Consider the following 23,863-nt stretch of genomic DNA (forward strand, 5'->3'; position numbering starts at 1 on the left):
GGAAAAAGGCTTCTTGCAGGCGAAACAACCCACCTCAAGATCAACTTAACCTGACCGGCGTCACCCGATGGTGTCATTTTTCGAGTAACGGCTCACGACTGCACAATGGACCACCACATCACCTGTTGGTAATTACCCCCGATAAATACACACGACCAGGTGACACCCGATACACCCAGGCGCTGGCTACCCACGAGTAACGAGCAACTACCCTGACGGCGTGACCGTGGAGCCGCTACCCCTCACCGGCGAACGCACCGTGCCCGGGATAGTCGAAGAAAATTACTGGTTCCGGAGGCACGAGGCGGCCTACCTCGACCTCGTCCACCACTGCGCCGGCGCGGTCGTCCTGGAGGCCGGCTGCGGCGAGGGCTACGGCGCCGCGCTGATCGCCGAGCACGCCACCCGCGTCATCGCGCTCGACTACGACGAGCTCACCGCCGCCCACGCGCACCGCGCCTACCCGAACCTCGCCGTGCTGCGCGGCAACCTCGCCTCGTTGCCGCTGCGCGACGCGAGCGTGGACGTCGTCGCCAACCTCCAGGTGATCGAACACCTGTGGGACCAGGAGGGCTTCCTGCGCGAGTGCGCCCGCGTGCTGCGCCCCGGCGGCCGGCTGCTGATCACCACCCCGAACCGGATCACCTTCTCCCCCGGCCGCGACACGCCCCTGAACCCGTTCCACACCAGGGAACTCGCGCCCGCCGAGCTCGCCGACCTGGTCACCGGGTCCGGACTGGACCTCGAACTGCTCGCCGGACTCCACCACGGGCCCCGGCTGCGCGAGCTGGACGCCGCGTTCGGCGGGTCGATCATCGACGCCCAGGTGCGGGTCGTGGTGGAGGGCGACGCCTGGCCCGCCGACCTGCTGGCCGCCGTGGCGGGCGTGACCAGCGCGGACTTCACCATCACCACCGACGAGCCGGACGCGAGCCTCGACCTGGTGGCCGTGGCGGTGCGCCGGTGAAGGGCACGTTCTGCCTGGTGCTGCACAGCCACCTGCCCTGGCTCGCGCACCACGGCACGTGGCCGGTCGGCGAGGAGTGGCTGCACCAGGCGTGGGCGCACTCGTACCTGCCGGTGGTCGACCTGCTGGAGCGGTTCGCCCGGGAGGGTCGCGAGGACGTGCTGACCCTCGGCGTCACGCCGGTGCTGGCCGCGCAGCTGGACGACCCGTACTGCCTGCGCGCCACCCACGAGTGGCTCGGCAACTGGCAGCTGCGCGCGCACGACGCGGCCCGCCGGCTGCCCGAACTGGGCCGGCGCGAGCACCGGGCCTCGGCGTGGGCGCTGGAGACGTTCGAAACCCGGTGGCGGCACGGGTTCTCGCCGATTCTTCGGTCCCTTGTGGACAGTCGGACGATCGAGCTGCTCGGCGGACCGGCAACCCACCCGTTCCAACCGCTGCTCGACCCGCGGGTCCGGGCGTTCGCGCTGCGCACCGGGCTGGACGACACGGCACTGCGGATCGGCTCCCGCCCGGAGGGCATCTGGGCGCCGGAATGCGCGTACGCGCCCGGCATGGAGGAGGAGTACGCGCGGGCCGGCGTGCGGCGGTTCCTGGTGGACGGGCCGTCGCTGCGCCACGACACCGCGCGGGCGCGCCCCGTCGGCGACTCGGACGTGCTGTGCTTCGGGCGCGACCTGGAGGTGTCCTACCGGGTGTGGTCGCCGAAGGTCGGCTACCCGGGCGACCCGGTGTACCGCGACTTCCACACCTACGACCACGCCAGCGGGCTCAAGCCGGCCCGGGTGACCGGGTTGGACGTCGCGCCCGAGGACAAGCTGCCCTACGACCCGGCCCTCGCCGCGCGAGCGGTCGCGCGGGACGCGGAGGACTTCGTCGGGCACGTGCTGAACCGGTTCGCCGAGCTGGAGCGGCGGACCGGCGCGCCGGCGCTGGTCGTCGCCGCCTACGACACCGAGTTGTACGGGCACTGGTGGCACGAGGGGCCGCGGTGGCTGGAGGCCGTGCTGCGGGCGTTGCCCGAGGCCGGGGTGCGGGTGACGACGTTGCGCGGCGCGGTCGAGGCCGGGCACGTGGGCGAGCCGGTGACGATCCACCCGTCGTCGTGGGGCGCGGGCAAGGACTGGCACGTGTGGAACGGGCCGCAGGTCGCGGACGTGGTGCGGGGCAACGAGGAGGTGCTGCGCGAGCTGCTGGAGCTCGACCTGCGCGGCGGCGCCCGGAACCCGGTCGCGGACCAGGCGGTGCGGGAGGCGCTGCTCGCGCTGTCCAGCGACTGGGCGTTCATGGTCACCAAGGACTCGGCGGCCGACTACGCCCGGCACCGGGCCAAGACGCACGCCGACCGGTTCGCCGAACTGGCCGCGGCGCTGCGGGCCGGGCGCGGCGCGGACCGGGCGGCCTCGCTGCGGTCGGTGGACGGGCCGTTCGGACACCTCGACGCGAGGGGCCTGTGATGGCGGGCCTTCCCGCACCCGACGAATGCGAGAATCACCCATGCGCGTGTTGATGTTGTCGTGGGAGTACCCGCCGGTCGTCGTCGGGGGGTTGGGCCGGCACGTGCACGCGCTCGCCGCCCGGTTGGCCGAGGCGGGGCACGACGTGGTGGTGCTGTGCCGGCAGCCGACCGGCACCGACGCCGTCACCCACCCGACCGAGGACGTCGTGGTCGAGGGCGTGCGGGTGGTGCGGGTCGCGGAGGACCCGGCGCACCTGGTGTTCGAGCGCGACCTCGTGGCGTGGACGTTGGCCATGGGGCACGCGATGACGCGGGCCGGGCTCGCGGTGCTGCGCGGGTGGCGACCGGAGGTCGTGCACGCGCACGACTGGTTGGTGACGCACCCGGCGATCGCGCTGGCGGAGGCGTCCGGTGCGCCGCTGGTGGCGACCGTGCACGCGACCGAGGCCGGGCGGCACAGCGGGTGGTTGTCGCAGACGCTCAACCAGCAGGTTCACTCGGTGGAGTGGTGGTTGGCGAACCGGGCGGACGCGTTGATCACGTGTTCGGCGGCGATGGCGACCGAGGTGGCGCACCTGTTCGAGGTGGACGGGGCGACCGTGCTGCACAACGGGATCGAGCCTCGGCGGTGGCGGGTGCGGAGCGCGGACGTGGCCGCGGCCCGTGCGGAATATTCACCCTCCGGTGAGCCGCTGCTGTTGTTCTTCGGGCGGTTGGAGTGGGAGAAGGGCGTCCAGGACCTGATCGCGGCCCTGCCCCGGATCCGGCGGACGCACCGGGGGACGCGGGTCGTGGTGGCCGGGACCGGGACGCACCGGGAGTGGTTGGAGGAGCAGGCGCGCAAGCACCGGGTGTGGCGGGCGGTGGAGTTCGTCGGGCACCTGCCGGATCGCGACCTGGCCGCGTTGTTGGCGGCGGTGGACGCGGTGGTCCTGCCGAGCCGCTACGAGCCGTTCGGGATCGTGGCGCTGGAGGCGGCGGCCGCGGGTGCGCCCCTGGTCGCGTCCACGGCGGGCGGGTTGGGCGAGGTCGTGCGGGACGGGGTCACCGGCCTGTCCTTCCCACCGTCCGACGTCGACGGCCTGACCCGCGCCGTCCGCTCGGTCCTGGACGACCGCCCGTCCGCCACCCGCCGCGCCAAGGCCGCAAAAGCCCGCCTGGCAACCGACTTCGACTGGACCACCATCGCCCAAGCCACCGCCGCCGTCTACCACCGCGCCGCCGTCAAGGACCACAACCCCTTGGGCCGCCCCAAAATCGCAACCGGCAACGCTTTCCTCTAACTTCCACCACTTCGTCCCATTGTTCAACAACCCCATCATCCAACAATCCCCATCCCCGCCTCCCTGAACCGCCAGGCTGCCGGACCACCGGATTGCTGGATTGCTGGATTGCTGGATTGCCGAATCGTTGAACAATCGAACAACCCAACAATCCCACAACCCACCCCCCGAGCCAGACAGTCAGCGACGCCCAGGTGTCGATCAAGGTGCAGGGCGCGGCCAGCGGCGGCCAGGCAGGCAGCGGTCCGGCAGGCAGCACGCAGGCGGACAGCGGGTAGGCGGACAGCGGGCGGCGGTCGGACCCGCAGCGCGCAGCCGGGCAGCGGTCGGACAGGCGGCAGGCCAGGCGGCGGTCAGGCGGGCGGGCCTCGGCCCGGCGGGTGGCGGGTAGGCGGACAGCGGGTAGGCCGGCAGCGGTCGGGCGGTCGGGCGGTCGGGCGGGCAGTCGGGTGGACGGCGGGCTTGCGGGCCGGCAGGCGGCGGTCGGGCGGATGGGTGGCCAGGCGGACAACAACCAGGTGGGGGCAGTGCTCGGACGGCGGGCGGCGCACGGGCGGGCAGACGGTGGTCGGGCGGGCAGCGCCCAGGCGCACAACAGCCAGGCGGGCGGACGGTCGACAGGCAGTCTGCGGGCGGGCAGCGGGCGGCGGGCGACCCGCAGGCGGTCGGCGGGCAGTTGGCGGGCGGCGGGTTCGACTCAAGCGGTCAGTGAGTGTGGTTGGGCGGTTAGTGCGTTGGAGGGTGGACCACCGAGGCGGGTAGGCGGGCGGCACGCAGGCTTGGACTACGGGGTCTGGAGGTGCAGCCATGCAACCGACAGGCGCGACCAGGAAGGCGGCGGGCACGGCCGCAGGCAGGCGTGGCTGGGCAGGCGGCAGGCGTGGCCGGGCGGGCGACAGGCTCGGCTGGGCGGGCGACAGACTCGGCTGGGCGGGCGCGGCTGGGTACGAGGCGCGACTAGGCAGGCGGCGGGCGTGGCGAGGTGGGCGGCGGGGGCGATCAGGCAGGTCTTGAGGGCGGACCTTGGCTGCGGGCAGCCGTACTCGGCAGTGGGCAGTGGGCGGCGGGCAGTGGGCGGCGGGTCGCGGCACTTGGCCGCTAGGCGGCTGCGGGTGGCAGGGCCTTTTCTCTGGTTGCTCTGTGGTCGGTGGTTCGTCTGATTGTTCAACGATTTTATTGTTGAACAATGCTTGCAGGGTATTGTGGGATTGTTGAACGATGGGAAGGTCAGTAGGTCGTGCGGGCGTAGACGGCGGCCAGGGCGTGGCCCAGGTCCGAGGAGACGGTGGCGCCCAGGTTGGGCGGGTCCGACGGGGCGGCGGTGATGTCGACCGATACCGAGACGACCGTGCGTCCCACGCGGTAGACGTGGCGGGCGAAGGTGCCGTTTGCGTCCTGGCCCGCCGATCTCACCTGGTAGAGCGAATATGCCTGGTAGCCGCCGACTCCCAGGCCGCCGGTGGTGGTTTCGCGGGTGGCCACCGAGAGGTGGTCGTCCGCGGCGCGCTGGGAGCGTTCGAGTTCGGCCCGGCGGCACTCGACGTACTCGCTCGACTTGCGGATCTCCACCCAGCCGCGCGCTCCGGGCTCGTCCGGGAACACCGCGGCGGCGCTGGAGGCGTACCAGGACGTGCCGCCGTAGCGGAACCTGGTTCCGGTCTGGCGGGCGCCCGGGGGCAGGGTCGCGTAGAGCGTCCCGGCCGCGCAGTCGTCGGCCGCGACGGGTTCGGACTCGCGGGGTGGCAGGTCCGCGGTCCACGACGGGCCGAGGTCGCCGGCCGTGATCGTGGCCCTGGTCGCGGACGCCGTGGTGGCCTCGTCGGCGCGCAGCACAGGCGGCGGTGGCGGAGTCGACCCGCACCCGGCCAGCAGCACCACCAGTAGGAACCAGCGCATCGGTCCGCACGGTAGGGCCGGGCCGCCCCCACCGCCTCCCGAAACGCGACCGGGTACCCCCTGAAGGCTGAACCGGGCCCCTAGCCGTTCCGGGACTTCTCCAGGGCTTCGCGGGCCTTGCGGGCCATGTCGGCCACCGCGGCCCGGCGGGTGGCGTCCGCCTCGTAGTCCTCGCGCCGGTCCTTGACCACCCGGGCCGGGATGCCCACCGCGATCTTGTAGTCCGGCACGTCGCCGCGCACCACCGCGTGCGCGCCCAGCACGCACCCGCGACCCACGCGGGTGCCCCGGGTGACGGTGACCTTGGCGCCCAACCAGCAGTCCGGACCGATGCGGACCGGCGACTTCACGATGCCCTGGTCCTTGATGGGCAGGTGCACGTCCGCCGTCACGTGGTCGAAGTCGCAGATGTACACCCAGTCCGCGACCAGGGTGGCCGCGCCGATCTCCACGTCCAGGTAGCAGTTCACCGTGTTGTCCTTGCCGAACACGGCCTTGTCGCCGATCCGCAGCGAACCCTCGTGGCAGCGGATGGCGTTGCCGTCGCCGATGTGCACCCAACGGCCGATCTCGAGCCGCCCGTAGCCGGGCCGGCAGTGGAGTTCGACCTTGCGGCCGAGGAAGACCATCCCGCGCAGCACCACGTGCGGGTTGGCCAGCCGGAAGCGCAGCAGGCGCCAGTACCGGACCAGGTACCACGGCGTGTACGCGCGGTGCCGGAACACCCACCGCAGCGACGCCAGAGTCAGGAACCGCGCCTGGGCCGGGTCCCGGCGCGACCGCCACCGCGCCCACACCGGCGCGCCCCACATGCTCGTCACCCGGGCACTTTAACCAGCAACCCGTCGGCCACCTCGACGAACCCGTTGCGCAGGTACAGCGCGTTCGCGTGCTCCTGGCCCGCGTTCACCCGCAGCGCGACCGGCTTCGGCGCGGCCCACTCGACCACCCGCCGCACCAGCGCGTCACCCACCCCGATGCCGCGGGCGAACGGCGCCACCCACAGCGACATCAGGTCGACGCGCTCCTCGCCCGGCAGGCCGCTGACCATGCCCGCGTACTCGCCCTCGAGCAGCGCGACCACGTTGAACGACGGCTTGGCCAAGCGCTTGCGCCACCGCCCCTCGTCGGCGTCGACCCAGCTCGCGTAGGTCGCGCCGAACGCGTCCGGCGACTCCTCCAGCGCGGCCAGGCGCAGGTCGCGCCACAGGTTCCACTCGTCGACGTCGAGGACTCTCAGTTCCACCACGCCACAAGGATGGCTCAACTCGACCCCGACAGGCGGACGATCTCCCAGGTTCCGGTGCGGCAGTATCGGCCGGGTGACGATTCCCCTGATCCTCGACACCGACCCCGGCGTGGACGACGCGTTCGCCCTCGCCCTGGCGGTGGCGAGCCCCGAAGTGTCGCTCGTCGGGGTGACGACGGTGTTCGGCAACGTCTCGCTGGGCAGCACGACCGCCAACGCGCTGCGCCTGCTGGCCCTGCTCGGCCGGGAGGACGTGCCGGTGGCCGCCGGCGCCGCCCGACCGCTGGTGCACCCGCAGGCCCGGCTGTCCAGCGCGCACGGCTCGGACGGGCTGTCCGGGTTCGCCCACACGCTGCCCGAGCCGACCCGCGAGGTCGACCCGAGGGACGCCGTGACGCTGATGCGGGACGTGCTGGTGGCCGCCGACCGGCCGGTGACGATCGCCGCCGTCGGCCCGCTGACCAACGTCGCGCTGCTGCTCGCCGCGCACCCGTCGCTGCGGTCCCGGATCGGCCGGATCGTGGTCATGGGCGGCGGGTTGGACGGCGGCAACATCACCCCGGCCGCCGAGTTCAACCTGTGGTGCGACCCGGAGGCCGCGCGCCGGGTGCTGGTCGAGGAGGACGTGCCGGTCACCGTCGTGCCGATGGACCTGACGGGGCGGTGCGCGGTGAGCGCGCAGTGGCTGACCGCGCTGGCCGAGACCTCCGAGGTGGGCGCGAAGCTCGTCGGGTTGACGCCGGACTACCTGGCCACCTACCGGAGGTTCCTCGGCTGGGACGGCATGGTGCTGCACGACGCGGTCGCGGTGGCCGAGGCGGTGCGGCCGGGAATCCTGAAGTCGACGCGGTTCCCGGTCGACGTGGAGTGCTCGTTCGGGCCGGCGCGCGGCGCGCTCGTGGTGGACCGCAGGTTGGAGTCGCGCGAGCACCTGGGCGTCGACATCGCGCTGGAAACCCACGTGGAGGGGTTGCGGGAGTTCGTGTTCGACCGGCTGGGCGCGCTCGGGCAGGCAGACTAGGTGCGCTCGGCCCGGGCGAGCACCCACGTCGGGGTGCGGCCGATCCTGGTCAGCACCACCGTCGCCTCGGCCGAGCCGGCCGGCTTCAGCCTGCGCCGCAACGGGTTCGGGTCCACGTCGAGGCCGCGCACCAGGATCTCCAGCCGGCCGACGTCGTGCGCGCGCAGCACCGCGCGGAGCGCCTTCTCGGTGTAGTGGCCGTGGTCGAGCACCCGGAACGCCCGGATCCCCGGCGGCGGCACAGGGCCGGTGAGGTAGGCGATCCGCTCGTCCAGCTGCGCCAGGCCGTGCCGGTGCGCGTAGTGCCGGACGAGGCCCGCCCGCACCACCGCGCCGTCCGGGTCGACCAGCCACGCGTCGGGCGGCGTCACCGGGCAGTCGTCGGGTTCCGCGGCGGTGATCGTCCACTCCGGACTGTCCGACCGCAGCACGGTGGCCCGCCGCGTCACACCCGGCGTGGCCAAACCCCTTGTCCACAAACAGGCTTCGCGCACCGAGCCGTCCAGCGACACCAGCTCGACCTCGTCCGCCCACGGCGCGACCGCGAAGTCCACGCCCGGCGCGCACTTCACCGCCAGGTCCCGCCCGGGGTAGGCCGCGGCGAGATCGTCCAGCGGTGGCAGGAAGTCCTCGGGGCGCCACGTGCGGCGACCCGCCGAGTCCCGTCGCGCCGGGTCGGCGACCACCGCGACGTCGCGCGACACCGGGCGCAGCGCGTCGGCCCGCAGCACCTCGTGCGAGCCGCGCAGGTTGTGGCGCGCCATGGCCAGCCGCACCGGGTCGAGGTCCGAGCCGAACGAGCCCTCGGGCAGCTTCGCCAGGTCCGCGCCGATCGAGCACGTGACGTCGTGCGCGATCCGGCCCGCGAACCGGCGGGCGCGGTGCTCGGCGACCCGGTGCGCGGTCGCCTGCTGGAGCGCGTCGGCGGTGAACAGCCCGTCGACCAGGTCGAGCCGGTCGGCCGCACGCCGGCGCAGCAGCACGGTTTCCAGCACCGCGGCGAAGTGGTCGGGCGCGACCTTGCGCGCGGCGGCCACGTCCGCCAGCCGCGAGTCGGGCGTCAGCGGCAGGTCCGCCAACGCCGACAACGCGGCGCACCCGGCCTGCGACCGCAGGTGCGCCACGTCGTCGAGCGAGAACCCGTACCCCACCTAGACCGGCTTGCGGCCCGTCACGGAGACGTTGTAGAAGACCTCGCGCGGCAACACCTTCGCCAGCACGTTGTCGTCCACCCAGGACAGTCGCTGCCACGTGCGGTAGGCGAACATCGCCCAGCCGAAGCCCAGCTTCTCCCGGGGCACCGCCGCCTCGAACGTGCGCACCGGCCAGCCGAACAGCGCCGCCGACAGCTCCTCGGTGACCGCCTTCACCTCGACCGCGCCGGCACCGCGCGCGGTGCGCTCCAGGTCCGACGGGTCGAACGTGTGCAGGTCCACCACGGCTTCCAGCGCCGCCGCGCGCGAGGACTCGTCCAGCTCCTCCTGCGGCCGCCGCCACGACGACAGCGGGTCGAGCTTCGTGACGGTGGTGGTGAGCCACCAGGTCAGCTGACCGAGCTTGCGGGCGTAGAAGTTGCCGATGTCCGTGGGGTCGCCCGCGAACACGAACCGGCCGCCGGGCTTGAGCACCCGCAGCACCTCGCGCATCGCCGAGGGCACGTCCGGGATGTGGTGCAGCACCGCGTGCCCGACGACGAGGTCGAACGTGTCGTCGTCGTACGGGATCCGCTCGGCGTCGGCGACCCGGCCGTCCACGTCCAGGTCCAGGTTCGCCGCGTTGCGCAGCGCGACCTCGACCATGCCGGGCGACAGGTCGGTGACGGAGCCCTTCTCGATCACCCCGCCCTGCATCAGGTTCAGCAGGAAGAAACCCGTGCCGCAGCCCAGTTCCAGCGCGTGGCCGTACGGGCCGACGCCGCCGGAGACGGCCCGGAACCGGTCCTTGGCGTAGGTGATGCAGCGCTCGTCGTACGAGATCGACCACTTCTCGTCGTACGTGCCCGCCTCCCAGTCGTGGTACAGGACGTTGGCCAACTTGGGGTCCCGGTAAGCGGCCTGGACCTCCTCGGCCGTGGCGTGCGGGTGCGGCTTGGGGTCGACGGACGGGTCAGCGGCCACTGAACTTCGCCTTCCCCGGCCCGTTCTCGATGAACGACGCCATGCCGGCCTTCTGGTCCTCGGTGGCGAACATCGCGGCGAACAGCTGGGTCTCCAGCCTGAGGCCGTTGCCCAAGTCGGTGTCCAGGCCGCCGTCGATCGCGGCCTTCGCGGCCGCGTACGCGCGCACCGGGCCGTTCACGAACTGCCCGGCCCAGCGCTTCGCGGCCTCGTACACGTCGTCCGGCGCGACGACCTCGTCCACCATGCCGATCCGCAGCGCCTCCTCGGCGCCGACGAACCGGCCGGTGTAGATCAGGTCCTTGGCCCTGGACACGCCGATCAGCCGGGGCAGGCGCTGCGTGCCGCCCATGCCCGGGATGACGCCGAGCAGGATCTCCGGCTGGCCGACCTTGGCGTTGTCGCCCGCGATCCGCCGGTCGGCGCACAGCGCCAACTCGAACCCGCCGCCCAGCGCGTAGCCGGTGATCGCGGCGACGGTCGGCTTGGGGATCTCCTCGACCGCGCGCAGCGCCGAGGTGAACGAGCCCGCGCGGGCCGCCATCTCGGCGTAGGACAGCTCGGCCATCTCCTTGATGTCCGCGCCGGCCGCGAACACCTTGGGGCCGCCGTAGACGATCACCGACCACACGTCGGCGCGGTCGGCCGCCTCGTGGGCGGCCGCGCGGATCTCCTCCTGGACCTGCCTGTTGAGGGCGTTCATCGGCGGGCGCTCCAGCCGGATGGTGCCGATGCCGTCCTCGACTTCGAGCCTCACGAACTCAGCCACAGGTCCTCCTCGACCCTCGCGTGCCTCGCACGTTACCTGTCGGTAGCGGCATTCTTGCGGCGGGCGAACCAGCGGTCACCCGACCGTTGCAGCTCCAGCGGCTGGTCGAACGTCCTGGTCAGGTTCTCCTCGGTCAGCACGTCCCGGAGCAGACCCTGCGCCACCACGCCGCCCTCGCGCAGCAGCAGCGCGTGCGTGAAGCCCGGCGGGATCTCCTCGACGTGGTGGGTGACCAGCACCGTCGCCGGCGCGTCCGGGTCCAGCGCCAGCGCGGACAGCCGGGCCACCAGGTCCTCGCGACCGCCCAGGTCCAACCCCGCGGCCGGCTCGTCCAGCAGCAGCATCTCCGGGTCCGTCATCAGCGCCCGGGCGATCAGCGTCCGCTTGCGCTCGCCCTCGGACAGCGTGCCGTAGGTGCGGTCGGCGAGGTGCGCGATGCCGAACTGGTCGAGCAGCGCCGCGGCCCGGCCGGTGTCCTGGCCGTCGTACTCCTCGCGCCACCGGCCGACGACCGCGTACCCGGCGCTCACGACCAGGTCGACGACCTTCTCCTCCGGCGGGATCCGACCCGCCAGGGCGGCCGAGGACAGGCCGATGCGTGGGCGCAGCTCGAACAGGTCGGTCTTGCCGATCCGCTCGCCCAGGACGTGCAGCTTGCCCTTGGTGGGGTGCAGCTCGGCGCCGGCCAGCCGGAGCAACGTCGTCTTGCCGGCGCCGTTCGGGCCGAGGACGACCCAGCGCTCGTCCAGCTCGACGCTCCAGTCGACGTCGCCCACCAGCGTGGTCTTGCCCCGTCGAACCGACACACCCTGCATGTGGATGACCAGATCTTCGTTTTCCACGCTCTTAACCCTCGCCCCGTCGAAGCCGTTGGCGTCATTGTTCTGCAACCGCCTCGTGGGGTGGGGGGTGGGGTTGGCGTCGGCGCGGCGTGCTGTGACGAAGTCGTCACGCGAGGTGCTCATCCCCCGACGGCGGGTGCGTGCTGGGAGGATCGCGGTATGGCTGCCGACTCGATCCTGCTCGCGGGCCGACCGTTCCCGCTCGGGGCGCACCCCGAGGCGGGCGGCGTGCGGTTCGCGGTGTCCGCGCCGCCCGCCGACGCCGTCGAGGTGTGCCTGATCGGCGACGACGGGAGCGAGGAGCGGATCGAGCTGACCCAGCGCACGTTCGGGGTGTGGCACGGGCTGGTCTCCGGCGTCACGCCCGGCAGGCGGTACGGGTACCGGGTGCACGGCGCCTGGGACCCGGCGCGCGGTCTGCGGTCCAACCCGGCCAAGCTGCTGCTGGACCCGTACGCGACCCGGGTGTCCGGCGCGATCACGTCGCTGGACGCGGCGCTCGGGTGGGTCGGGGACCCGATGACCGGCGGACCCTCGCCGGTCGACTCCCTGGGTTCGGTGCCGCTGTCGGTCGTGACCTCGCCCGGCGGGCCGGACACCGGCGTCCGGCCCGAGGTGCCGTTCGAGGAGGCGGTGATCTACGAGCTGCACGTCCGCGGGTTCACCCGGACGCACCCCGGCGTGCCGCCGCACCTGCGCGGCACCTACCTGGGGCTCGCCCACCCCGCCGTGCTGGAGCACCTGGTCCGGCTGGGCGTGACGTCGGTGGAACTGCTGCCGGTGCAGGCGTTCCACGACGAGCCGTCGCTGATCCGGGCCGGCCGGCGCAACTACTGGGGCTACTCGCCGCTGTCCTACTTCGCGCCGCACCCCGGCTACGCGAGCGAGCCCGGCCGGGAGGTGGAGGAGTTCCGGACCATGGTGGCCGCGCTGCACTCCGCCGGCATCGAGGTGATCCTCGACGTGGTCTACAACCACACCTGCGAGGGCGGGCCGGACGGGCCGCACGTGTCCTGGCGCGGGTTCGACGCGCCCGGCTACTACCTGCACATCCCGGGCGGCGGCACGCTGGACATCACCGGGTGCGGCAACACGCTGGAGTCCGGTTCGCCGTCGGTGGTGCGGATGGTGACCGACTCGCTGCGGTACTGGACCGCGGAGATGGGCGTCGACGGGTTCCGGTTCGACCTCGCGTCCACGCTGGGCAGGCCCGGCGGCGGCCGGTTCGACCGGGCCTCGGCGCTGCTGACCGCGATCACCACCGACCCGGTGCTGTCCCGGTGCAAGCTGATCGCCGAACCCTGGGACGCCACCGGCGACGGGTACAAGGTCGGCGACTTCGGGGTGCAGTGGGCCGAGTGGAACGGCCGGTACCGGGACACCGTCCGGGACTTCTGGCGCGGCGCGACCGGGGTCCGGGACCTGGCCTACCGGCTGTCGGGGTCCTCGGACCTCTACGCGGACGACCTCCGGCGGCCCTGGCAGTCGATCAACTTCGTGACCGCGCACGACGGGTTCACGCTGCGGGACCTGGTGTCCTACAACGGGAAGCACAACGAGGCCAACGGCGAGGACAACCGGGACGGCACCGACGACAACCGGTCCTGGAACTGCGGGGTCGAGGGCGGGACGACCGATCCGGGCGTGCTGGCGCTGCGGGCCAGGCAGGCCCGGAACCTGTTCGCCACGGTGCTGCTGTCCACCGGCACGCCGATGATGACCGCGGGCGACGAGCAGTGGCGCACCCAGGGCGGCAACAACAACGCCTACTGCCTGGACGACCCCACCTCGTGGGTGTCGTGGGAGCAGACGCCCGAGGGCGAGGCGATGCTGGGGTTCGCCCGCCGGGTGATCTCGCTGCGCGCGTCCTCGCCCGCGCTGCGGCAACCCGAGTTCTTCGACGGCAGGCGGACCCCGACCGGCGAGCCGGACCTGGTGTGGTTCCGCCACGACGGCGAGGAGATGGCCGAAACCGACTGGTTCGACGAGGGCAGGAGGTTCCTCGGGATGTGGATCGACGGGTCCACCTCGCTGTCGCGGTCGCGGGACGGCGAGCTGATGTCGGACGACTCGTGGCTGCTGCTCCTGCACTCCGGCGACGCGGAGCTGACCGTGACGCTGCCCGGCGTCGAGTACGGGGAGACGTACCTGCCGGTGCTCGACACGACCGAACCGGACGGCGCGCCGTCGACTTCGGAGCCCCGCGCGGCCGGGTCGCCCGTCGTCCTCACGGCACGGTCGTTGCTGCTGCTCCGGATCCCCCGCCGCCCTTCGCCAACACTGTCCGCTGTGGACTGAACACCCGCCGTGACTACGGGTTTTAGTCTGCTTGCGAGACAATCCCTCCTGGTGGGAGGGGGTGCGCGGGCCGAGGCCCCCGTGGCACCATCGACCCGTGGCTCGTCCGTTGTTCACTTGGCGTGACCGCACGATCGACCTCCTCCTGGTGGCGTCGTGTCGGTGTAGGCCGACGCGGCCGGGTCGGTGCTGAGCGCGCGATTCGCGTTCCCCCCGCCGCGTCTTGATCGCTACCGGTCCCGGTCTTCGTAGCCATCAAGGAGTGTTCCAGTGACGGCCTCTCTGTCCTCCGCGCGTGCCGATCTCCACCCGCTGCTCGACGTGCCCCTCCTGCGCGACCACATCCACCCCGAGCGGGAGCTGTGGACGCCCCGGGAGTTGCGCGACCTGACCTCGCTCGTCGCCGGCGAGCTGACGACCCCGCTGCTCGAGGTGTTGCAGTTCGACGCCTCGCAGCGCTGGTGGGCCCGGCTCGGCCTCACCGAGGGCGTCGAGCTGTGGCTGCTGTCCTGGCTGCCCGGCCAGGGCACCGAGCCGCACGACCACGGCGGCGCGGCCGGCTCGTTCACCGTGCTGACCGGCGAGCTCGCCGAGGACTACCGGTACCCGGGCGGTCCGGTGCGGTCCGCGACCCGCGAGGTCGGCGCGGCCATCGGGTTCGGGTCGGGACGTGCTCATCAAGTGCTGAACAAGGGACTGCTGCCCGCCTCCTCGGTGCACGCCTACTCGCCGCCGCTGGTGCCGACGCGCGAGTACGCGAGCCTGGCGGACATCCCCGACGAGATCCCGCCGCTGCCCGCGCAGCGGCTGCCGCTGGACCGACTGCGGGTGCTGGCCGACCAGGAAGGACCGTGACGGTGAGCGTGCTCGACGGAGTGCTGGCGGAGGCCCGGAGCGGGTTGCGCCGGGTGACGGCGCAGGAGCTGGTGGGGCTGGAGGACGCGTTCGTCGTGGACATCCGGCCGGTGCACAACCGGCTCGCCGAGGGCGAGATCCCCGGTTCGGTGCCCATCGAGCGGATCGTGCTGGAGTGGCGGCTCGACCCCGACGGCGACCACCGGATCCCCGGGTTCGACGCCGGCACCACGGTGGTCGTGCTGTGCAACGAGGGCTACGCGTCGTCGTTCGCCGCGCGGGACCTGCAAAGGGTCGGGCTGGCCAACGCCACCGACCTCGTCGGCGGGTTCCGGGCGTACGCGGCGGCCGGGTTCCCGGTGCGCGACGGCGGTACGCCCGCCGTCACGTGAGGGAACCGGCCGGCCGGCGGTAGCGTCTGCCCCTCGTGTGGAAGGTGCTGACGGCTCTCGTCGTCCTCGTGCTGGTCGCCTGGGAGCCGGGAGCCGCGCTCCCCTCGCTGGGCGGTGCGGTCGTCGGCGGGCTCGGCACCGCGGCGGCGCTCCAGGTCGGACTGCTGGTCGGGGCCCTGGTCTGCCGGGTCCGGGTGTCGCTGGTGGTCGTCGGCGTCGGCGGTGAACTGCGCACGTGGACCCGGCCGCACCTGCGGGTCGTGGTCCGGAGCGTGCCGGTGGTGCTGTCCGTGGGGCTCACGTCCGTGCGCGCGCCCGTGCGACCGCGGCTGTGGGCGGCCTCGCTGGTGGCGGTGCTGCTGACGGTCGGCGCCCTCGCCACTGCCTGGTTCCACCTCGACGCGGCGTTCCCGCGCGGTGTGGCGGTGGCCGGGCTCGCCGTGGTGGTCGACTCGCTGGTGCCGCGCCGGGGCGCCGGGGTGACCACGCCGGGGTGGTTCCTGTTCGCGCTGCCGCGGCTGACGGGTCGGGCGGCGGCGGAGATGGACGCGACGCCGATGGTCAACGAGGTGTCCGACGCGGTCGCGGTCGGCGAGCTGGACCGGGCCGAGGAGATCGCGGGCCGGCTGCTCGCGGCGCACCCCACGCTACTGGTCGCCATCGGGTCCCACGTCGGGGTGCTGACCATGCGCGGCCGGCACGCCGAGGCGTTGCACACCGTGAGCCAACTCGTCGGGCGTACCGACCTCACCCCGCGCGACATGGCGTTCGTGATGGCGCAGATGGCCAGTTCCACGGCCAACGCGCTGGAAGCCGGTCAGCTGCCGGTGGAGATCGGGCTCGGCGCGGCGCACCGGGCGATCGACGGCGCGATCCAGCTCGGGTACCCCAGGCACCGGGCGAACGGGACGTTGGCGCAGCTCGCGCTGGTCGAGGGTGACGCGGCCAAGGCGCTGGAGCTGGGCACCCAGGCCAAGCACTCCAGCGAGAACGGGCTCGGCCGGGCCGACGCGCTCGCGACCGTGGCCCGGGCCCAGATGCTCGGCGGTGACAACGCCGCGGCCCGGGAGACGTTGGGCGAGGCGGAGGCGCTGGCCGGCTGGGCGCCCCGGGTCGCCGAGACCAGCGCGCGGTTGAACGTGACGTGACGAGGGCGTCCCCCGACCTCGGGGGACGCCCTCGGGTCCCGCCGGGTGCTAGGCGGGGTTGGCCAGCACGACGCGACCCAGTTCGGCCGGTGAGGCCAGCAGGTCGTGCCGCGGCAGGACGCGGACCGTGTAGCCGACCGCGCCGGCGTGCGGCAGGGGCACCTCGGCCTCGTAGTTCCCGTCGCCGGTGTAGGTCATGACGTGCGTGACGACGTCGTACAGCTCGTCCGAGTCGCCGACCTTGCCGAGCACCACCTGGACGTCCACCTCGGACGGTTCGAGGCCGGCGGGCTCGACGCGGGCCCGCACGGTGACCGGCGAGCCCAGCGGCGGCACGGCCGAGTTGTCCAGGGTCAGCTCCGAGTCGAGCACCCGGACCCGGGTCCACGCGGCGCGCAGCCGCTGGCGGTAGGCGGCCAACTCCTTCGCGCCCCGGAAGCCCTCGCCCACCACCGACGACGCGGACGCGGCGGCCGGCGCGTAGAGGGACTCCACGTACTCGCGGACCATCCGCGACGCCTGCACGGCCGGGCCGAGCGAGGCCAGGGTGTGCCGGACCATCGCGAGCCAGTCGGTCGGCACGCCGTCCGCGCCCCGGTCGTAGAACAGCGGCGCGACCTGGTTGCCCAGCAGGTCGTAGAGCGCCGCCGCCTCCAGGTCGTCGCGCCGGGTCGGGTCGGTGACGCCGTCGGCGGTCGGGATGGCCCAGCCGTTGCTGCCGTCGTAGAGCTCGTCCCACCAACCGTCCCGGATGGACAGGTTGAGGCCGCCGTTGAGCGCGGACTTCATGCCGGACGTGCCGCACGCCTCCAGCGGGCGCATCGGGTTGTTCAGCCACACGTCGCAGCCCCAGTACAGGTACCGGGCCATGGACATGTCGTAGTCCGGCAGGAACACGATCCGGTGGCGCACGCCCGCGTCGTCGGCGAACCGCACGATCTGCTGGATCAGCGCCTTGCCGCCGTCGTCGGCCGGGTGCGACTTGCCCGCGACGACCAGCTGCACCGGGCGTTCCGGGTGCAGCAGCAGGGCCCGCAGGCGCTCGGCGTCGCGCAGCATCAGGGTGAGCCGCTTGTAGGTCGGCACCCGCCGGGCGAACCCGACGGTCAGCACGTCCGGGTCGAACACCGAGTCGGTCCAGCCCAGTTCGAGGGCGGACGCGCCGCGTTGCAGCCAGGACGCGCGGGTGCGGCGGCGCACCTCGTGGACGAGCTTGGCGCGCAGGTCGTTGCGCAGCGACCACAGCGTCGCGTCGGTGACCGGCTCGGCGCTCGTCTCGGTGTCGCCGACCAGCCGGGACATCTCGTCGGCCGCCCACGTCGGGCCGTGCACGCCGTTGGTGACCGAGCCGATCGGCACCTCCGTGACGTCGAAGCCCGGCCACAGGCCGCGGAACATGTCGCGGCTGACCGTGCCGTGCAGCTTGGACACGCCGTTCGCGCGCTGGGCCAGGCGCAGGCCCATGTGCGCCATGTTGAACAGGCCCGGGTTCTCCTCCGCGCCCAGTGCCAGCACCCGCTGCGTGCTCACGCCGGGCAGCAGCGCCTCGGAGCCGAAGTAGTGCTGCACGAGGTCGACGGGGAACCGGTCGATGCCCGCGGGCACCGGGGTGTGCGTGGTGAACACGGTGCCGGCGCGGACCGCGGCCAGCGCCTGGTCGAAGTCCAGGCCCTGCCCGGTCGTCAGCTCCCGGATCCGCTCCAGGCCCAGGAAGCCCGCGTGTCCCTCGTTGGTGTGAAAGACCTCGGGGCTCGGGTGGCCGGTCAGCTCGCAGAACGTGCGCACCGCCCGGACGCCGCCGACGCCCGCCAGGATCTCCTGCCGGATGCGGTGGTCCTGGTCGCCGCCGTAGAGCCGGTCGGTGACACCGCGCAGGTCCTCGTCGTTCTCCTCGACGTCGGAGTCGAGCAGCAGCAGCGGGATGCGGCCGACCTGGGCCTTCCACACCTTCGCGCGCAGCACGCGGTCGCCGGGCATGGCGACGTGGACCAGGATCGGCGCGCCGGTCGGGTCGGTGAGCAGCTGGAGCGGCAGGCCGCGCGGGTCGAGCACCGGGTAGTGCTCGATCTGCCAGCCGTCGAGCGAGAGCGCCTGCCGGAAGTACCCGGACCGGTAGAGCAGGCCCACCGCGATCAGCGGCACGCCGAGGTCGGACGCCGCCTTGAGGTGGTCGCCGGCGAGCACCCCGAGCCCGCCCGAGTAGTTCGGGAGTGCCTCGGTGACGCCGAACTCCATCGAGAAGTAGGCGATCGCGGACGGCAGCGCGGTGGCGTCGGAGTGCCCCTCGTCGCGCCGGGCCCGCAACTCGTCCTGGCGGCGCTGGAACCAGCGCTGCCCGGTGGTGTAGCGGTGCAGGTCGTCGGCGAGGGCGGTGGCGTGGGAGAGGAACTCCTCGTCCCGGGCGAGTGCGTCCAGCCGTTCGGGCGCGACCACCGACAGCAGTCGCAGCGGGTCGCCGACCTCGGCCCAGGTGTCCGGGTCGACGGTGGCGAACAGGTCCTGTGTGGGCGGGTGCCACGTCCAGCGCAGGTTCGTGGCGAGGGTGCCCAACCCCTGGAGGGGCTCGGGCAGACTGGCTCGGACGGTGAACCGGCGAAGTGCTCGCATGGCGTCGGACCTTATCCTCCATCCAGCGGTGTCGGACAACGATCACCCGAACCGATGCAGGGACCGATACAGCTCCACCAGCGAAGACAGGCCCGCGGAGCGATTTCGCCACACCACCGGACGACGGTCACCGGACCGGTGGAGCCGTCCTCCGATCAGTGGCCAGGAGGATCACGTCGGTGGAGTGGATGGAGCCGGCGGCGCGCAGTTCCAGGAGCGTGAGACCGAGTGCCACGGCCCGGCACGCCGCGCCGAATCCCGCCTCGTCCTCCTCCGCCGCCAGCCGCCACAGATCGATGCGCGCCCGGGCGGTCGGCAGGTCGTCGGGGCCTACACCGAGGCTCAGCATGGACGGCAGGATCCGGTCGAGGTGCTCCGTCGTGCGCACCTCCCAGGCCGGTCGTCGGCCCTCGGCACGCCGCAGTTCGTGAGCCGAGATCCAGAGTCCGAACAATCCGGGAGGATTCGAGTACAGGTCGGGAGGAATGGTGTCGAGGTGCTCCGCCAACGAACTCGCGCACCGCGTCATCCACCGCTCGACCGACACGCCGGATTCGTGGTCGAAGGGCGCGGGTCGAGCTGCCGGGTCGATTCGGGCCGACGCTCCCAGCGCGAACATCTCGCGCGTTTCCGGCGAGATCAGGTCCGGTTTGCCGACGATTTCGACCAAGCCCTGGAACCCCTTGGGCAGGGCGCTCACCACCTGTGGCAGGTATTCGGTGAAAACCAGCCTGACCCACTCCGCGGGAACCTGCAACCTCCGCCCCCCGGTGGTCAGCAACATATCCTTGACCAGGCACCGGACCACGTCCGACAGTGCCAGGCGGTACGGGTGCGGTATTCCGGGCGGCACGAGCGGGCGGCCGTCGTCCAGCCGCACCGGGCGGCCGGTCCGCTCGAGCAGCCGCCGTGCGTTCTCGTGCTCGAAGTCGCCGGCACGGGGCAGGACGTACACCCGACCGCCCGCCTTCCCGGTGATCCACCGGGCGAACCGGGTCGCCTCCCCGTGGTCCACACCGGTGACCGGTTCCGCCCGGGCGACGTGGGGCGAACCCGGCTCGCACTCGGCGCGGAACGCGTTGTAGAGCGCTCCGCTCACGGGTTTCGCCACCAGTTCGCGGTCGCCGACGGCGACCGATTCCCGGAGGTGGCGCCGGATCAGCACCTCCAGCAGCACTCCGTCCTCGTCACCCGGGGTACCCGCGACGTCCAGGAGCAGGGTGTTCAAGTACTCGCGCAGGTCCGGTGACAGGACGGTGTCCACCTCCTGGCAGTCGGCGGCCAGGGTGAACGCCGGCGCGGTGCCGGTGTCCAGGCACGCCCGCACGATCGGGTCCGCGTCGGCGATCGCCGCGTAGAGCAGGGTGGTGTCGCGCCACCAGTCGTCCTCCACTCGTTCGACCAGCACCTGCACCCGGCCCTGGTCCTTGAGGTGGGCCGCCGCGAGGTATTCCTGGAAAGTCAGGTGGGCGAACGAGAAGACCTCGTTCTCGCGTTCGACCAGCATTCCCGACGCGGTCACGTCGGCCAGGAATTCCTCCTCGGACATCCGGCTCGAGGTGCGCTTGAGACCCGGTTCGAAGACGGCCAGCACTTCGTCACGGGGCAGGTCCCGAACCCGGCGGGCCATCATGGTGAAGGCCAGGCCGCGGAGGATCGCCTCTTTGCGCGGGCCGCTGAGGCGCACCGGGAGGTTTTTCGCCTCGTGCCGCCTCCACAGCACGACCTCGCAGATCTCGCGGTAGAGCTCGGCGCGGTTGTCCGGGACCTTGGTGCCGAAGCGGTGCACGTTGGCGATCATGGTCAGCAGCAGCGGGTTCACGGTCAGGTCGCGCAGGGTCGGGTTGGCGTCCACGCGGGCCAGCAGTTCCTCGGCGGCGGATTCGGCGCGGAGGGTGACGGCCTCGCCCGTTTTCGCGGTGCTGAGCCTTTCCATCGCGGCGTACCAGCCGTGCACGAAGCGGCGGACCTGGGTGTCGGTGAAGTCGCAGACCTGGAGGACCTTGGCGCCGGTGATCGGGGCGGCGCGGTAGCCGTGGGGGCGGGAGGTGAGGACGAAGTCGTTGGCCGGGTGGTCCTCGATCCGGCGCTCCACCCAGGCCGACACGCGGCGGCGGTCCTCGGCGTCGGCGACCTCGTCCAGGCCGTCCAGCAGCACCAGGCACTCGCCCGCGGCCAGCCGCTTCTCCCACCAGCCGTCCGGTTCGCGCGGACCCTGGCGGCTCAGGCCGGTGCGGATGACGGTCGCCAGCGGGGTGTCGGCGGTGATCGCGGCGACGTGGTCGCGCAGGTACAGCAGCACCGGCACCCGGCGACGGCCCGGTGAGCGGCACACGGACCCGGCCAGGTGGCGCAGGAGGGTGGTCTTGCCGCTGCCCGGCACGCCGATGATCGCCAGCACGGCCGGCTCCGCGTGGTCCAGGAAGTCGGTGACCGAGTGGCGTTCGACCGCGTCGGCGCGGGAGAGCAGGTCCGAGGGCGCGTTGTGCGGGGTCTGCCGGCGCAGGCTGACGTCCACGAAGACGTCCTGGAACTCCGGGGTGTGGAAGCCGACCACCGCGAGGCCCTTGAGGTCGATGAAGCGGAGGGTGTTCAGCAGGTGCTTTCGGTGGTGGCCGCCGTAGCCCCGTAACCAACCCAGGTTCACGCGGGCGAGTCAACGCCGCGCGGAGTCACCGCGCACTAGCCCGGACGTGTGATCAGCGCGGTCGGTCGGAGACCAGGACGATCGACTCCGTGGTCGGCGCCTCGCCCGCGATCCGGTGGTCCAGCAGCGTGACGCCGGCCGCGAGCCTGCGGTAGTGGCCGATCAGGCCGGGCACCTCGCGGCGTTCGGCCTCGCGGGCCAGGGCGAGGGCCTGGCGGCTGAGCTCGGTCGCCATGGGCCGGGTCAGCCGGCGGCGGCCGGTGAGCACCTGGTCGAGCACGCGGTGCAGCGCCGCCGACGCGCGTTCGCCCTCCACCGACAGCTGGGCCGCGAACATCGCCTGCCGGTGGTTGGACGCCCGGGTCACCTCGTCCACCAGCGCCTCCGGCGAGATCTTCCACTGCCGCACGACGCTGCCGCCGGCCGGCCACAGCGGGACGCCGCTGTACTGCAACAGGGTCTGCTCGGTGTCCTCGGTGCTGGTGACCACGTGCGGGTGCGGCACGCCCTCGGGGACCCACAGGTCGTCCGACGACCACACCGACACGTCGGCGAACGCGCGGCGGGCGCGCGGGTGGTCCAGTTCGGACCGGGTCGGCAGGCGGCACGGGCGCGCGCCCAGCGCGGCGGCCCACGCGACGAAACCCGCCGCGTCGGCCGACGTGACGCCGAAACCGGGTGCCGAGGAGGCGCTCGTGTCCCGGCGGTAGGCGGCCAGCAGCGCGGGGGTGACCGGTGCGGACAGCAGCACGTCGGCCACCTCCACGCCGTGGCGCAGGTGCCGGTTGAGCAGCACCGCCGCCACCAGCCGGCGCACGGCCGGGTCGCGGTCGGCCGAGGCGACGAGGTCGTCCAGCGCGGCGCGCAGCTCGGGCGACAGGTCGGCGGCGTGCTCGGCGCAGTCCAGGGCCAGCGACACGGCCGGGACCGTCCCGGACTCCAGGCACGCCGCGACGACCGGGTCGGCATCGGACTTGGCGGTGTAGAGGATGGTCGTCTCGCGCCACCAGTCGTCCTCGACGCGGGCCGCGAGCACGTCGACGCGGCCCTTGTCGCGCACGTGCCCGGCCGCCAGGTACTCGCGGAAGGTCTGGTGCGCGAACGAGAACACCCCGCTCTCCCGCTCCACCAGCAGGCCGTTGGACGCGAGGTCGGCGAGCAGTTCGTCCTCGGCCAGCGCGCTGCCCATCCGCCGCAGCCCGGGCTCGAACACCTCCAGCACGTCGGCGCGCGGCAGGTCGTGCACCCGGCGGCCCATCATGGTGAACGCCAGCGCGCGCAGCAGGATCTCCTTGCGGTCGCCGGTGAGCAGCGCGGGCAGGTTCTTGGCCTCGTGCCGGCGCCACAGCATGACCTCGCAGATCTCCCGGTACAGCTCGGCGCGGCTGTCCGGCAGCCGACCGCCGAACCGGTGCACGTTCGCGACCATCGTCAGCAGCAGCGGGTTCACCGTGAGGTCGTTGAGGTTCGGGTTGGCCTGAAGTTTCGCCAGGAGTTCACCCGAGGCCTTTTCGGCCCGCAGCCGCACCGGCTCGCCGGTCTCCCGGGTGCTCAACCGCTCGATCGCGAGGTACCAGCCGCGCAGGAACCGGGCGACCTGCGCGTCGGTGAAACCGCGGACCTGAAGGACTTTCGCACCCTCGACCGGCGCGGTGCGGTACCCGTGCGGCCGGGACGTGAGCACGAAGTCGTTCGCCGGGAATTCGTTCTTCTGCCGCTCGACCCACGCGGACACGGCGCGCCGGTCGGCGTGGTCGGCGACCTCGTCCAGCCCGTCCAGCAGCACCACGCACTCGCCGTCGGACAGCCGCTTCTCGAACCAGCCGGACGGCTCGGTCGGCCCGTGCTTGGCCACCCGCGCGCGCACCAATGAGGGCAGTGACGCGCCGTCCTTGATCGCCGCCACGTGGTCGCGCAGGTACAGCAGCACGGGCACCCACCGCCGCCCGGGACGCCGGCACACGGACACCGCGAGGTGCCGCAACAACGTCGTCTTCCCACTTCCGGGCACCCCGATGATCGCGAGCACCTCGGGCGCGGGCCGGTCGAGGAAGTCGGTCACCGCGTGCCGCGCGGCGCCGTCGACCCGGCCGAGCAGGTCGGCGGGCGCGTTGTGCGGGGTCTGCGGCGACAGCGACACGTGCACGAACACGTCCTCGAACTCGGGCGTGTGGAAGCCGACGACCGCGAGTCCTTTGAGGTCGATGTAGCGCAGGCTGTGCAGCAGGTAGGCGCGGTAGTGCCGGCCGAAGCCCGTCACACCGCGCAGCCACGCGAAGTTCACCTTCGCGAGTCAACCGCCACATCGCGGTA

At 72.7% G+C, this 23,863-nt stretch carries 18 protein-coding genes; 8 read left to right on the forward strand and 10 right to left on the reverse strand.

The window, feature by feature from the left end; translation table 11 throughout:
- Positions 1–220: 220 nt before the first annotated feature.
- From AB0G50_RS25625 to AB0G50_RS25635, 3 genes are read left to right on the forward strand one after another with little or no spacing between them, the layout of a single operon-like run.
- Entirely contained in the window at positions 221–967 is a 747-nt protein-coding gene (locus tag AB0G50_RS25625; protein ID WP_360112992.1) for a class I SAM-dependent methyltransferase, read from the forward strand.
- Positions 964–2,424, forward strand: coding sequence for a glycoside hydrolase family 57 protein (locus tag AB0G50_RS25630; RefSeq protein WP_360112994.1), 1,461 nt, complete (start codon positions 964–966; stop codon positions 2,422–2,424). Before AB0G50_RS25625 ends, AB0G50_RS25630 begins: the two co-directional genes overlap by 4 nt.
- 40 nt (positions 2,425–2,464) lie before the next feature.
- Positions 2,465–3,709 carry a glycosyltransferase family 4 protein gene (locus AB0G50_RS25635; RefSeq protein WP_360112996.1) on the forward strand — a complete coding sequence of 415 codons (1,245 nt, stop codon included), beginning with the start codon at positions 2,465–2,467 and terminating at the stop codon, positions 3,707–3,709.
- Between the two features lie 1,227 nt (positions 3,710–4,936).
- On the opposite strand, the gene AB0G50_RS25640 is transcribed toward AB0G50_RS25635, so the two are convergent.
- The 3 genes from AB0G50_RS25640 to AB0G50_RS25650 all read right to left on the reverse strand — a co-directional run bounded on the left by AB0G50_RS25640 (position 4,937) and on the right by AB0G50_RS25650 (position 6,854).
- Positions 4,937–5,605, reverse strand: a complete 669-nt coding sequence (locus AB0G50_RS25640; RefSeq protein ID WP_360112998.1) for a hypothetical protein — start codon at positions 5,603–5,605, stop codon at positions 4,937–4,939.
- 80 nt (positions 5,606–5,685) lie between these two features.
- Positions 5,686–6,426 carry an acyltransferase gene (locus tag AB0G50_RS25645; protein WP_360113000.1) on the reverse strand — a complete coding sequence of 247 codons (741 nt, stop codon included), beginning with the start codon at positions 6,424–6,426 and terminating at the stop codon, positions 5,686–5,688.
- The gene (locus tag AB0G50_RS25650) at positions 6,423–6,854 is read right to left on the reverse strand and encodes a GNAT family N-acetyltransferase (protein WP_360113002.1); all 432 of its coding nucleotides are present in this window, start codon (positions 6,852–6,854) and stop codon (positions 6,423–6,425) included. Before AB0G50_RS25650 ends, AB0G50_RS25645 begins: the two co-directional genes overlap by 4 nt.
- A gap of 73 nt (positions 6,855–6,927) precedes the next feature.
- Here AB0G50_RS25650 and AB0G50_RS25655 point away from each other — a divergent pair, with 73 nt between their 5' ends.
- On the forward strand, positions 6,928–7,875 hold the full coding sequence (locus AB0G50_RS25655) for a nucleoside hydrolase (protein ID WP_360113004.1): 948 nt from the start codon (positions 6,928–6,930) through the stop codon (positions 7,873–7,875).
- On the opposite strand, the gene AB0G50_RS25660 is transcribed toward AB0G50_RS25655, so the two are convergent.
- From AB0G50_RS25660 to AB0G50_RS25675, 4 genes are read right to left on the reverse strand one after another with little or no spacing between them, the layout of a single operon-like run.
- On the reverse strand, positions 7,872–9,026 hold the full coding sequence (locus AB0G50_RS25660; protein ID WP_360113006.1) for a class I SAM-dependent methyltransferase: 1,155 nt from the start codon (positions 9,024–9,026) through the stop codon (positions 7,872–7,874). The genes AB0G50_RS25655 and AB0G50_RS25660 overlap by 4 nt on opposite strands.
- The gene (locus AB0G50_RS25665; protein WP_360113008.1) at positions 9,027–9,992 is read right to left on the reverse strand and encodes a class I SAM-dependent methyltransferase; all 966 of its coding nucleotides are present in this window, start codon (positions 9,990–9,992) and stop codon (positions 9,027–9,029) included.
- A complete protein-coding gene (locus AB0G50_RS25670) occupies positions 9,982–10,761 on the reverse strand; it encodes an enoyl-CoA hydratase-related protein (protein ID WP_360113010.1) in 780 nt (259 codons plus the stop codon). The genes AB0G50_RS25665 and AB0G50_RS25670 overlap by 11 nt, the downstream gene beginning before the upstream one ends.
- A 32-nt stretch (positions 10,762–10,793) precedes the next feature.
- Positions 10,794–11,576, reverse strand: a complete 783-nt coding sequence (locus tag AB0G50_RS25675; RefSeq protein ID WP_360113040.1) for an ABC transporter ATP-binding protein — start codon at positions 11,574–11,576, stop codon at positions 10,794–10,796.
- Positions 11,577–11,762: 186 nt separating this feature from the next.
- On the opposite strand from AB0G50_RS25675, the gene glgX reads away from it, so the two are divergent.
- From glgX to AB0G50_RS25695, 4 genes are all read left to right on the forward strand, one after another.
- On the forward strand, positions 11,763–13,901 hold the full coding sequence (gene glgX / locus AB0G50_RS25680; protein ID WP_360113012.1) for a glycogen debranching protein GlgX: 2,139 nt from the start codon (positions 11,763–11,765) through the stop codon (positions 13,899–13,901).
- Positions 13,902–14,171: 270 nt separating this feature from the next.
- Positions 14,172–14,756 (forward strand): cysteine dioxygenase family protein, encoded by a 585-nt coding sequence (locus AB0G50_RS25685; RefSeq protein WP_360113014.1) that lies wholly within the window; start codon positions 14,172–14,174, stop codon positions 14,754–14,756.
- A gap of 2 nt (positions 14,757–14,758) precedes the next feature.
- Complete coding sequence (locus AB0G50_RS25690; protein WP_360113016.1) at positions 14,759–15,148, forward strand: rhodanese-like domain-containing protein; 390 nt, start codon at positions 14,759–14,761, stop codon at positions 15,146–15,148.
- A gap of 35 nt (positions 15,149–15,183) precedes the next feature.
- On the forward strand, positions 15,184–16,296 hold the full coding sequence (locus AB0G50_RS25695; protein ID WP_360113018.1) for a hypothetical protein: 1,113 nt from the start codon (positions 15,184–15,186) through the stop codon (positions 16,294–16,296).
- A 48-nt stretch (positions 16,297–16,344) separates the two neighbouring features.
- On the opposite strand, the gene glgP is transcribed toward AB0G50_RS25695, so the two are convergent.
- The 3 genes from glgP to AB0G50_RS25710 form a co-directional block, all read right to left on the reverse strand.
- Entirely contained in the window at positions 16,345–18,903 is a 2,559-nt protein-coding gene (glgP, locus tag AB0G50_RS25700) for an alpha-glucan family phosphorylase (RefSeq protein WP_360113020.1), read from the reverse strand.
- A gap of 127 nt (positions 18,904–19,030) precedes the next feature.
- Positions 19,031–21,550, reverse strand: a complete 2,520-nt coding sequence (locus AB0G50_RS25705) for an NACHT domain-containing protein (RefSeq protein WP_360113022.1) — start codon at positions 21,548–21,550, stop codon at positions 19,031–19,033.
- 52 nt (positions 21,551–21,602) lie between these two features.
- The gene (locus AB0G50_RS25710) at positions 21,603–23,834 is read right to left on the reverse strand and encodes an NACHT domain-containing protein (protein WP_360113024.1); all 2,232 of its coding nucleotides are present in this window, start codon (positions 23,832–23,834) and stop codon (positions 21,603–21,605) included.
- Positions 23,835–23,863: the final 29 nt, after the last annotated feature.

This window comes from Actinosynnema sp. NPDC020468 (assembly GCF_040642015.1).
In the GTDB taxonomy this organism is placed as follows: domain Bacteria; phylum Actinomycetota; class Actinomycetes; order Mycobacteriales; family Pseudonocardiaceae; genus Actinosynnema.